Here is a 12,179-nt window from a genome sequence, read left to right on the forward strand (position 1 = left end):
TTGCTTTTATATCATGTTTTCAATAGAAATAATGGTTTGGTAGTTTTCAGTATAACACAGGAAATAAAGTAATGCCCAGTTGCTTTCAGCGAGATTCACAATAATGGTAGTATTGGTGAAAAAATACAAAAAGGGACAGGGTAAAGTCAAAAAGGGACACGGTAAATTTAATCTGGGACGGAGGAAAATGAAAAAACCCCCGTCCCCAATTCTTCAAATGACGCTGGCCCGATGTCGAGCACGGCTTTGTGGAATCTTTCTTGTGTGAATTCACTTCCCCATTTTTCGATTGCTTCTTTTTTTAACTCCAGAAATTCGACATATCCAATATAATATTTCAGATAGTTTCCGGGATCGGCTATGATTAGGTGGAAGATATCTTCGATGGTATTGGTATCGGTAATTCCGTAGCTTCGGAAGAAGGATACGGTGTCGACCAGGGTCCAGCCGTCGTAGTGTATGCCCATGTCAGCGAGGGCGTAGAGTCCGAGGATGACGGAGCTATTCTTCTGCAGAAGTGTGGACTGTGCTTTGGAGATGGGAGCGTAGTAGTAGCTCAGCATCTCGCTGTAGGTGGCCCAGCCTTCGGTGTAACCACCGTAATTCAGAAGTGTGCGGATGGGATCTGGATTCTGGCTGGCGAAGTAGGTGGTCTGGTACAGATGACCGGGGTATCCTTCGTGGGCAAGGGTCGTGAACAGGGACAGATCGTCGGGCAGATGTCCCTGATTGATGTAGATGACGTTGTTTTCTGTGTTGTCGATGGCTGGAATCATATAGAAAGCCGGACTAAGATACTCTTCCATGGATTTTTGGACGTATTTGATCTGCGTATTCACCTGTGGCGGCTCAGGAAAGTCTTTCCCCAATTTGGATTCTAACGTTGTCAGAATGGCAGCGGGATTGGAGTCTTTCAGAATCGCCCCCTGTGTTTTAAATATGTCGGAAGAGACGGAAGCTTCTTCGGTGGCGGTGGATTGTTCCTGGGTCAACACATCTTGCATAGCCGTGAGATCATCGATCATCTGATTTTGTGTCAATTGCTGAAGTTCTGGAATGCTGCGAGAGGAACCAGTCTCACTGGCAACCAGAATCTCGTAATATTTCTTCCCGTCTGGAAGATAGCAGAGTCCATTATGGTTCTTTCCACTGCCGCTTAGTGCGGTCAGGCCTTCTATTAACTCTTTATATGCCGGGAAAATATATTCCTCGATGCATCGGGAATTTTCTTCTATATATGTATTACGCTGTGAATCCGTAAGATCCAGAGAATCCAGTCGTTCTTCGAAAGAAGAATAGAGATAATTGGAATTCCCCATATTGATAAATGCCTGGCATTCTTTGATAATGTCATCGGCGGAGTAAGAAGCCATAAATAGCCCCATCTCGGATTTTTCATTTTCAAATTCGATAATAGAACGGAAATATTCTGGTGTTTTGGTCAAAAGTTCCAGGTAGGTATCGATGTCGGAAGTGTCATAGAATTGATATTCCGACAGAAGTACCGGAAGTTGAGACTGGGTGCCGGTCAGAGGCGCCAGAGGTTCTTCGTACAGTGCATATTTAGATTCTGCCAGAGTATCCGTCAGACTGTCCTCCAGTATATCATAGGTGCGTTGGTTTTCATCGGAAAGGCGGCTGCGGTCGTAAGATTGAAGAAGCGCAAGTGCATTTTCCGCAGAAGCGCAGATGGCTTCGGTGTCAGTAGTACAAGTACCGTAGGTTACCGGGGCATCCGTGATTCCAAAGGCTTCGGGATCTTTTAATGTATAGTGAAGTGTGATAGTACTGCCGGAGACTTCCGTACAGAAAAGTTGGTGTGTATATTCAAGAAAACGCTGATCTTCGCTTTTGTCGAGATGTAGGAACAGCTCTGTGGCTAAGAAGAAAAGAATGGTAATAGAGAAAACAATTGCCACAGAGCGTTTCTTAGAGATTTTTGTCATGATGGTCCCTGAAAAAATGATTTGTATCACTATATGCGGAAAATTATTTTACAATGCAGATAATTCTGAATGTAGCTCGTGCAAAATGTATCGGAAGAAGGATAAGAGAAAGACATCGAGATGAATCTTTTTCAGTAATTAAGAAACATATCGATGTCTTTTTTCATTAAGATGTTTGATATCCATTTAAACAGTTCTTCTTTTTCTCAAGACGATTACAATTGCAGATGCTGCTATGAGCAGAGCTGCCAGAGGTGCTGTTGCCTCAGCAGGGTCTCCGGTTTTGACTACGGAAGAAGCATTTGCAGTGTTAGCTACATTTTCCACAACAGCAGTTGAAGTACTGGTATTCTGTCCATTTATATTCTGTCCGGTTGAGCCCTGAGAACCATTGCCTTGTCCACCCTGATTGCCAGAGGATGGTGAAGCGACTATCGGGAAATGATAACTATCTGTGAGATTGCCGTAACCGTTTAAATTATCTTCGAAACCGTTGCAGCTCACATCGATGCATAGGTGTGTATTATCACCGATTGATTCGGCAGGGAAAGTTATCGTACCTTTGATTGTGACGGATGACTTTGGGGCAAGACTTTGAATCACTGCATCAGGACTGTCTATCGCTACTCCATCCATTGCCTCGTAATCAATGATTGCATTCCAATGATAGAGTTCTGTGAAGAAATTCAGCCCTCCGGCTGTAACCGTGATATCTTCCAACGGAGAATCCGTATTATTTGTAATCGTTACAGCAAATGGGTAAGGGGTTCCGGCAACTGCTTCGTTGATTGGATTCCACTGAGTCAGTTCGATAGAAAAGATCTGCTGGATTGTAAGGTCAAAGAAATTCCATCCAATGATAACAGACTCTCTAGAGGCACCTGTCTCAGGATCTACATAAGTACCATATAAGTCAACTTCACCGAGGGATTCTCCTGGGTAGACATCTGAATTGATTGTTACGGGTACTGTTACTGGCTCCGTGTTCTCAAGATTAATCGTAATATACCCATCTTCGTCTGTAGTTCCCATGGTGGAGGTAAATGGTCCGCTGATAGCAAGATAGAGATCTGTGTAACATTCTACTGCTTCGGAATCGATCGTAAAGGTAAGCTTCAATTCGCTTCCAGCCATGATTGCATCTTCAGGTACACCAGTAACAGAGATGATGGGTTCTTCTTCCTCCTCTTCCCCTTCAGCAAAAACAGGTAAAGTGATCATCATACTGCAGGCCACTGCCAATGCCAGTGACACCTCACATAATTTTTTCATCCATTTTTTCATATATGTATTTCTTCCTTTCTTAGAATGATAGAGGTATTCATGCATGATAGAAGTCTAGCATTTCCAGGGTTTCCCATCAATAAGGTGAAATTTAACATTTTTATTACCAATTGGTTTCTGGCGTTGGTGTCCCTGTAGGTCTTCCGGATACGAATAAAGTTATAGTAGCAGGAATGTGTGTTGGAGGGATGTGAATTTACACACGTCAATGTGCGAATGTTATCTGGAGGATGAAGAATGAATCATTTATATACTACAGAGGGGGTTCTTGAGCTTGCGAGGGAGTGCCTTCATATGGGGATGCAGGAGCGCCCGGAACTTGAGTGGCTTAAGGAGAGGCATGTGCGGGTTCGCTGCAAATATCAGCTTAAAAGCAAGCAGGAAACGGATGCTTTTCTCTATGAGCGTATGTATGGACGTACACCGGCAAAAGATTCAGAAGCTTTGAAGATACGATATTGGCGAACCGGCAGATATATGCCGGCGAACCGGGAGCAGTGTCTGCGCCTGGGGAAGGCTTTGGAGCTGTTGCCGGAAGAAATGGCTTACTTACTGCAGAATTACTATGACCGGTGTCTGGATGTCTATGATGCGTCAATGGATTTGTCGGATGTCCGTTACCAGGAAAAGAAGGATTGTATGAAGAAATTGGCAGGGACATATATCCAAAATGCATCACCGAAGAGGATGATTTGTCTGAACATTTCACTGGAAAATCCACAGGCCTGTCTGAGGCATCTGTACTTTACGGATGCATTTCATTATATAGATACGGTTGTTCCGGCGGATTCTGATATTCTGCTACGGCATATTACCAGTACAAGTTATGAATCGGAATTTGCAAGACAGATGAAATTATTAGGTGAGATTCCAAGAAAGACCATGCTGCGGCATCTGATTATCTTTAATCTGCCACAGCTTACATTGGACATAATAAATCAACAACTTGCATTTCTGGGGTATCTTCCGCTTTGTGAAGAACATACCATGGCCGGCGCAGAGCGGCTGGACTGGTTGCTGATTCGTATCATTCAATTGTATGAAGCGTTATGTGATAAAACAGACGAAGAAAAGAGTCTTGCATGGTTTCAAAAGACCTGTCGCGTGCTGGATCGGTTTTTTGTCGAGGAAAAGGAGCCAAAGATGCGCTTTATGCATTTTAAGGCATTGGATCTGCAGTTGTGAGATGGCTGGTCTGTTATTCGGTTTATGAAAATGTGGAAAAATGGGCTTTTATTCTCTGGCATATCTTGACATCAAAGCCTTCGTTATGCTACGATTTTTATTACGGATAAATATGTAAACGCAGTGATGAAGAGAGTATGCAATAGGAAGTTCTACAGAGAATTCCCGGGGATAGAGATCCGAAGGCTGAGAGGGATGGATGGAATATGGCAGAAGATGGCTTTGGAGCGGCGTGGATGAGCGAAGTAAGAAGTGCGAGGCGCACAACATCGTAAGTTCATGAAGGGAACCGCCCTTTACAGCGGCAGGATGTTTTCGACACCCAATAAGGCTTTCTGTCGTGAGGCAGGAGGTAAACAGAAGTGGTAACACGGGATTTCTCGTCTTCTCTGAATCTTCCGGATATAAGATCTGGAGGAGTCAGAGAAGGCGTTTTTTATTCTATATGATTCATAAAATAATCTGTAGGATGATCTGATGGGGTATTTTGTGGGGCATTTTGTGGTGGCCATAAAGTAGAAGAGAGAACATCTGCGAAAAAAACCGTCTTGTGCGTCAGACATATTTATGAACAATGAAAAAGGAGAGGGAATTATGAGCGATAAACCAAAATATTATATCACAACGGCGATTGCCTATACGTCCGGCAAACCGCATATTGGAAATACCTATGAGATCGTGCTGGCAGATGCAATTGCACGTTACAAACGCAGCCAGGGATATGATGTGTTTTTCCAGACCGGTACCGATGAGCACGGCCAGAAGATTGAGCTGAAAGCGCAGGAGGCAGGCATCACACCGAAGGAATACGTTGATAATGTGGCAGGAGAGATTAAGAGAATCTGGGATCTGATGAATACTTCTTATGATAAATTTATCCGCACAACGGATGAAGACCATGAGAAACAGGTTCAAAAGATTTTCAAAAAATTATATGACCAGGGAGACATTTACAAAGGATCTTATGAAGGTCTGTACTGTACTCCTTGCGAGTCTTTCTGGACAGAGTCACAGTTAGTAGACGGCAAATGTCCGGACTGCGGACGAGAAGTAAAACCAGCCAAGGAGGAAGCATATTTCTTCAGAATGAGCAAATACGCAGACCGCCTGATTGAGCATATTAATACACATCCGGAATTCATTCAGCCGGTATCCCGTAAAAATGAGATGATGAACAATTTTCTGCTTCCGGGACTTCAGGATCTGTGTGTGTCCAGAACCTCCTTCAAGTGGGGAATTCCGGTAGATTTTGATCCAAAACATGTTGTCTATGTATGGCTGGATGCGCTGACCAACTACATCACCGGAATCGGATACGACTGCGACGGCGACAGCACAGAGCAGTTCAAGAAAAACTGGCCGGCAGACCTGCATCTGATTGGAAAAGACATCATCCGCTTCCATACTATTTACTGGCCAATCTTCCTGATGGCACTGGATCTGCCACTTCCGAAACAGGTATTTGGTCATCCATGGCTTCTTCAGGGAGACGGAAAGATGAGCAAATCCAAAGGAAATGTACTTTACGCTGACGAACTGGTAGATTTCTTCGGAGTAGATGCTGTACGTTACTTCGTACTTCACGAGATGCCATTTGAAAATGACGGCGTTATCTCCTGGGAATTGATGGTAGAGCGTATGAACTCTGACCTTGCAAATACATTAGGAAACCTGGTTAACAGAACCATTTCCATGACCAATAAATACTTCGGCGGTGTAGTGACCGACAAAGGTGTTGCTGAGACAGAAGAAGAAAAGGCGGTAGATGTTGATCTGAAAGCGGTGAGAGACAATACACCAAAGGCAGTAGATGCCAAGATGGAGAATCTTCGCGTGGCAGATGCCATTACTGAGATCTTCACACTGTTCAAACGCTGCAACAAATACATCGACGAGACCATGCCATGGGCGCTGGCAAAAGACGAAGCGAAAAAAGACCGTCTGGAGACCGTGCTTTACAACCTGATTGAAAGTATCAAAGCAGGCGCAAGACTTCTGGAATCCTTCATGCCAGAGACATCCGAAAAGATCCTGGCACAGCTTGGCGATGGAAAAGTGACCGAAAAGCCGGAGATTCTCTTCGCAAGACTGGACATCAATGAAGTTATGAAAAAAGTAGAAGAACTTCATCCACCGGTAGAAGAAGAGCCAGAAGCTTCCGCAGAGGAAGAAGAAGTCATCGACATCGAAGCAAAACCAGAGATCACCTTCGACGACTTCGGGAAGATGCAGTTCCAGGTCGGAGAGATCATAGCTTGTGAAGAAGTTCCGAAGTCCAGAAAACTCCTGTGCTCACAGGTAAAAATCGGAAGCCAGGTAAAACAGATCGTATCCGGCATCAAGGCACATTACAAACCAGAAGAAATGGTCGGCAAAAAAGTCATGGTACTTGTAAACTTAAAACCAGCCAAATTAGCAGGCGTGCTGTCCGAAGGCATGCTCCTGTGCGCAGAAGACGCAGATGGCAATCTGGCATTGATGACACCAGAAAAAGACATGCCCGCCGGGGCGGAAATTTGTTAATTTGGGGACGTAGACCTTTTTAAAAGGTCTACGTCCCCAAATGAAAAATGTGGTGTACCTTTTTGTAAAACGGGGTGTACCTTTTTGAAAGAAAGAGAGAGGTTTGAAGGAATTATGGAGAAAATTAGAATTGGTATTGTAGGTTATGGTAACATCGGCAGAGGTGTGGAGCTTGCGATTGCGCGCAATGAGGATATGGAGCTGAAAGCGGTATTTACACGAAGAGATCCGGCGAGTGTGCAGATTCACACAGAGGGTGTGGCTGTGAAGCGTTTCGATGACATGCTGTCGATGAAGGATGAGATTGATGTGATGGTGCTTTGTGGAGGTTCTGCAACGGATCTTCCGGTTATGGGTCCTGAGATTGTGAAGAATTTTAACACCATTGATAGTTTTGACACGCACGCAAAGATTCCGGAATATTTTGCAAATATGGATCGCGAGGCAAAAGCTGGCGGCAAGATCGGAATCATTTCCGTGGGATGGGATCCGGGTATGTTCTCGCTGAATCGTCTGTATGCCGAGTCCATTCTGGTGCAGGGAAGTACGTATACATTCTGGGGCAAAGGTGTCAGCCAGGGGCATTCTGATGCGATTCGTCGTGTGCCGGGAGTGAAAAATGGCATCCAGTACACAGTTCCGATTGAAGAGGCAGTTGACCGCGTCAGAAGCGGAAGCGAGCCGGAGCTTACTACAAGAGAAAAGCATCTCCGTGAATGTTATGTGGTACCGGAAGAAGGCGCTGATCTTCAGGCAATCGAAGAAGCTATCAAGACCATGCCAAATTACTTCGATGAATATGATACCACGGTAACATTTATCACTGAAGAAGAATTGAAGGAAAATCACAGCAAGATGCCGCACGGCGGATTCGTTATCCGAAGCGGTGAGACTGGCAATGCAGGCAATAAACACGTTATCGAGTATTCTCTGAAACTGGACTCCAATCCAGAATTTACCGCAAGCGTCTTAATTGCCTATGCAAGAGCAGCTTACAGACTGTCACAGAAAGGTGAAAGCGGTGCAAGAACCGTGTTCGATATTGCACCGGCAATGCTGTCGATGAAGGCACCAGAAGAGTTACGTGCAAAATTGTTGTAATTTGAAAAGGGGACAGGGTAAATTGAAAAAGGGACAGGGAGATTTTAATCTGGGACGGAGGAAAACTCAAAAACCCCCGTCCCCAATGATCTTTGATTCGCATGCTCATTATGATGATGAGCAGTTTGATGACGACCGGGAGGAGCTTCTTGGTTCTATGACGTCGCTTGGCGTTGGCACGATTGTGAATGTGGGAGCGTCTTTGCGAGGCTGCGAGAGGGTGTTGGAGCTTGCAAGGCGGTATCCGTTTGTCTATGCGGCGGTTGGGGTGCACCCGGATCATGTGGGTGATCTAAATGAGGAGACGTTTGCCGTGCTGAAAGGCTGGTGCCAAGATGAGAAGGTGGTCGCAGTTGGTGAGATTGGGCTGGATTATTACTGGGATGTAGAGCCGCGTGAAGTGCAGAAAGAGTGGTTTGTCCGGCAGCTGGAGCTTGCGAGAGAGCTGAATCTACCGGTGAATATTCACAGTCGGGATGCGGCTGAGGATACGTTCGTGATCATGAAGGAACATGCAAAGGGGCAGGAAGGAATCATTCATTGTTATTCTGGGTCAAAAGAGATGGCGTTGGAATATGTGAAGTTAGGATTTTATATAGGGGTCGGAGGAGTTGTCACTTTCAAAAATGGCAAGAAGTTAAAGCAAGTAGTAGAAGCGGTTCCTCTGGAATCTATCGTATTGGAGACCGATTGCCCGTATCTTGCACCGGAACCGAACCGTGGCAAGCGTAATAATTCTTCCTATATTAGATACGTTGCAGAAGAGATCGCAAGATTGAAGGGGATGACCGGTGAGGAGGTCATAAAACAGACTGAAATAAATGCAAAAAAAGTGTATGGACTGGATGACTAGTCCATACACTTTTTTACTCTTATAGAAATTGATATGCCAAAGGATGATTCATCGGTAAGACTGCGACCAGTTCATCTTCCGCCAGAAGATATGCTTTATATTTCTGTACCCACCAGAACCAGCAGGTCCACCAGAGTCGGCAAATATAAAGACCCGGGATGCCGCACTTTGCAATGATGAAGAATGTAATTTCTTCAGAGAATTTTGTTAATGATAATGAAGAAGATGAGCACTAAAAATCAATCTCGGTAACGATCTGACCCGAACCATTGCAGAGAACGGTGTCGTAAGGAACCCCGAGATAATAGTGCAGACTGGTGCGGTACAGCTCCAGTTCATAATATGAATTCAGATATTTTCCATTTCGCATCTGGCAGTCATCCACAATTTCTCTGGCCAATACCTCCTCTTTGATTGGAAAAAGACGGTTGATGACAATTGTCAGATGCGTTTCCGTAAGATTGGAAGAAGTAAAAATGGTAGAATGCATGACTTTGTAAGGCTGGTTTTCAAACCAGACGAAAAACAGCAGAATAAGCATAAATACAATGGCCGTAAGCCGCCTCTTTTGCTTCAATATCTTCACTCCCTTCACGGATAAGAACAGACACTGTATCTTATTACAGTGTAAATTAATATATCTATTTTTTCAATGGAAATATGGGTATACTTAACACAAAGAAATGGCATGGTGTTGAGTATGAGTAAGATAGTGATTGATTTGGAAAGAGTTCTGGCAGAAAAAGGTGTCAGCAAAACACAACTTTGTTATATCTGCAGGCTGCAGCGGACACAGTTGAACAACTACTGTAAGAACAAGGTTGTCCGTGTCGATTTGAACACAATTGCAAAAATCTGCGATTGCCTCGAATGCGATGTAAATGACATTTTAAAATTGGAAAAAGAAGAAGTATAGCGGCCGCTGCCTTTTACAGGCAGCGGTTGTTTTATACTGTCTTTCATAGAAAAATAAAATATTTTGTAATTTCTTCTTCCCTTTATAGTAATTTTAGTGTATGATAGTAAATGCACTAGATATAGTGCGCAGGTAAATAATTAAAACAATATTTAGTACAAAAGTGAGGACGAGTATGAGAATAGACGTAAAAACGAATGTAATTAAGCGAAATGGGGAAGAGGTATATTTTGACCTGACAAAGATTATCAATGCGATCAAAGCAGCGAACAATGAGGTGGACAGGATCCATCAGATGAATGAATATCAGATTATGGCCATTGCGGACAATGTTGCGGATCAGGTACAGGAGTCTACACATGCGGTTCATGTAGAAGATATTCAGGATATGGTAGAGCGCGGCATTATGGAGATGCGTGGCTACGAGGTGGCACAGAAGTATGTCCGCTATCGTTTTAAGCGAGAGTTGACTCGTAAGTCTAACACGACAGATAATGGAATTCTGTCTTTGATCGAGAATATTAATGAGGAAGTGAATCAGGAGAATTCCAATAAGAATCCGGTGATTAATTCTACACAGCGTGATTACATGGCCGGAGAAGTCAGCAAGGATTTGTCAAAGCGTATACTTTTGCCGGAAGAGATTGTAAATGCCCACGAAGCTGGAATCATTCATTTCCATGATTCTGATTATTTTGCGCAGAAGGAACACAACTGTGATCTGATCAATCTGGAGGATATGCTGCAGAATGGTACAGTCATCAGTGAGACGATGATCGAGAAGCCGCACAGCTTCTTTACGGCTTGTAATGTAACGACGCAGATCGTGGCACAGGTCGCAAGTAATCAGTACGGCGGACAGTCATTTTCACTGGCACATCTGGCACCGTTCGTAGATGTCAGCAGAAAGAAGATCCGTAAGAACGTCATTGCAGAGCGGGAAGAATGCGGCGAGAGTATGGATGAACAGATCATCGATAAAGTAACTGAGCGCAGATTAAGAGACGAGGTAAAGAGTGGAATCCAGACGATTCAGTATCAGTTGATCACGTTGATGACCTGTAATGGTCAGGCGCCATTTGTTACGATGTTCATGTATCTGGATGAGGTGGAAGAAGGACAGACCAGAGACGACCTGGCAATGATCATTGAAGAAGTGCTGAAGCAGAGAATGCAGGGCGTGAAGAATGAAAAAGGCGTATGGATCACACCGGCATTTCCAAAGCTGATCTACGTGCTGGATGAGGATAATATTACGGAAGATTCCAAATACTGGTATCTGACAGAGTTATCTGCACAGTGTACGGCAAAGCGTATGGTGCCGGATTATATTTCCGCTAAGATTATGAAGCAGTTGAAAAAGGGAAATGTATACACATGTATGGGCTGCCGTTCTTTCCTGACGGTCGAAGAGAGTCAGAAGAATCCGGACGGTTCTTATAAGTTCTACGGACGTTTCAATCAGGGTGTTGTTACGATTAACCTGGTGGATGTGGCATGTTCTTCTGAAGGAGATATGGATCGGTTCTGGAAGATTCTGGATGACCGTCTGGAATTATGTCATCGTGCACTTCGCTGCAGACATGAGAGACTTCTGGGAACCGTATCAGACGTTGCCCCGATTCTGTGGCAGCATGGTGCACTGGCACGTCTGAAGAAAGGTGAGACCATTGATAAATTATTATATAATGGATATTCTACGATTTCATTAGGCTACGCAGGCCTCTATGAGATGTGTATGCGTATGCTTGGCAAGTCACATACAGATCCGGAAGGAAGAGTATTTGCCCTGAAGGTTATGCAGAGACTGAATGATAAGTGTGCAGAGTGGAAAGCAGCAGAGAATATCAGCTATTCTGTATACGGAACGCCGATGGAATCCACCACTTATAAGTTTGCAAAATGTCTCCAGAAGAGATTTGGAATCATCAAAGGTGTTACAGATAAGAACTATATTACAAACAGTTATCATGTTCATGTATCTGAAGAGATCAACGCATTTGACAAGCTGGAGTTTGAAGCCGATTTCCAGAAATTATCTCCGGGCGGGGCAATCAGCTATATCGAAGTACCGGATATGCAGCAGAACATTCCGGCAGTGCTGTCCGTAATGCAGTTTATCTATGATCATATTATGTATGCAGAACTGAATACCAAGAGTGATTACTGCGAAGTATGTGGTTATGACGGAGAGATTCTGATCAAGGAAGATGAGTGCGGCAAGCTGATCTGGGAGTGCCCGAACTGCGGCAATCAGGATCAGGATAAGATGTCCGTGGCAAGAAGAACCTGCGGTTATATCGGAACCCAGTTCTGGAACCAGGGAAGAACCCAGGAAATCAAAGACCGAGTACTTCACTTGTAAAAGGAA

General features: G+C 44.2%; 9 protein-coding genes. 6 read left to right on the forward strand and 3 right to left on the reverse strand.

Annotated features, from left to right (window positions below; all coding sequences use genetic code 11):
- Nucleotides 1-167: 167 nt before the first annotated feature.
- On the reverse strand, nt 168-1,946 hold the full coding sequence (locus tag ABE613_RS02855) for a DUF885 domain-containing protein (protein WP_347375628.1): 1,779 nt from the start codon (nt 1,944-1,946) through the stop codon (nt 168-170).
- A gap of 186 nt (nt 1,947-2,132) precedes the next feature.
- A complete protein-coding gene (locus ABE613_RS02860) occupies nt 2,133-3,230 on the reverse strand; it encodes a COG1361 family protein (protein ID WP_347375629.1) in 1,098 nt (365 codons plus the stop codon).
- Nucleotides 3,231-3,467: 237 nt separating this feature from the next.
- Here ABE613_RS02860 and ABE613_RS02865 point away from each other — a divergent pair, with 237 nt between their 5' ends.
- The 4 genes from ABE613_RS02865 (at nt 3,468) to ABE613_RS02880 (ending at nt 8,892) form a co-directional block, all read left to right on the forward strand.
- Complete coding sequence (locus ABE613_RS02865) at nt 3,468-4,415, forward strand: hypothetical protein (RefSeq protein WP_347375630.1); 948 nt, start codon at nt 3,468-3,470, stop codon at nt 4,413-4,415.
- A 594-nt stretch (nt 4,416-5,009) separates the two neighbouring features.
- Nucleotides 5,010-6,938: a methionine--tRNA ligase gene (metG, locus tag ABE613_RS02870; RefSeq protein WP_347375631.1), complete on the forward strand. Its 1,929-nt coding sequence runs from the start codon at nt 5,010-5,012 to the stop codon at nt 6,936-6,938.
- 114 nt (nt 6,939-7,052) lie between these two features.
- A complete protein-coding gene (locus ABE613_RS02875; RefSeq protein WP_347375632.1) occupies nt 7,053-8,039 on the forward strand; it encodes a diaminopimelate dehydrogenase in 987 nt (328 codons plus the stop codon).
- A gap of 85 nt (nt 8,040-8,124) precedes the next feature.
- Nucleotides 8,125-8,892, forward strand: a complete 768-nt coding sequence (locus tag ABE613_RS02880; RefSeq protein WP_347375669.1) for a TatD family hydrolase — start codon at nt 8,125-8,127, stop codon at nt 8,890-8,892.
- Between the two features lie 232 nt (nt 8,893-9,124).
- On the opposite strand, the gene ABE613_RS02885 is transcribed toward ABE613_RS02880, so the two are convergent.
- Nucleotides 9,125-9,469, reverse strand: coding sequence for a hypothetical protein (locus ABE613_RS02885; protein ID WP_347375633.1), 345 nt, complete (start codon nt 9,467-9,469; stop codon nt 9,125-9,127).
- Nucleotides 9,470-9,592: 123 nt separating this feature from the next.
- Here ABE613_RS02885 and ABE613_RS02890 point away from each other — a divergent pair, with 123 nt between their 5' ends.
- On the forward strand, nt 9,593-9,808 hold the full coding sequence (locus tag ABE613_RS02890) for a helix-turn-helix domain-containing protein (RefSeq protein ID WP_235232466.1): 216 nt from the start codon (nt 9,593-9,595) through the stop codon (nt 9,806-9,808).
- 175 nt (nt 9,809-9,983) lie between these two features.
- Nucleotides 9,984-12,173, forward strand: coding sequence for an anaerobic ribonucleoside-triphosphate reductase (gene nrdD / locus ABE613_RS02895; RefSeq protein ID WP_347375634.1), 2,190 nt, complete (start codon nt 9,984-9,986; stop codon nt 12,171-12,173).
- Nucleotides 12,174-12,179: the final 6 nt, after the last annotated feature.

Origin of the sequence: Dorea chungnamensis, from assembly GCF_039832125.1 — a bacterium.
Lineage (GTDB): Bacteria > Bacillota > Clostridia > Lachnospirales > Lachnospiraceae > JAFBIX01.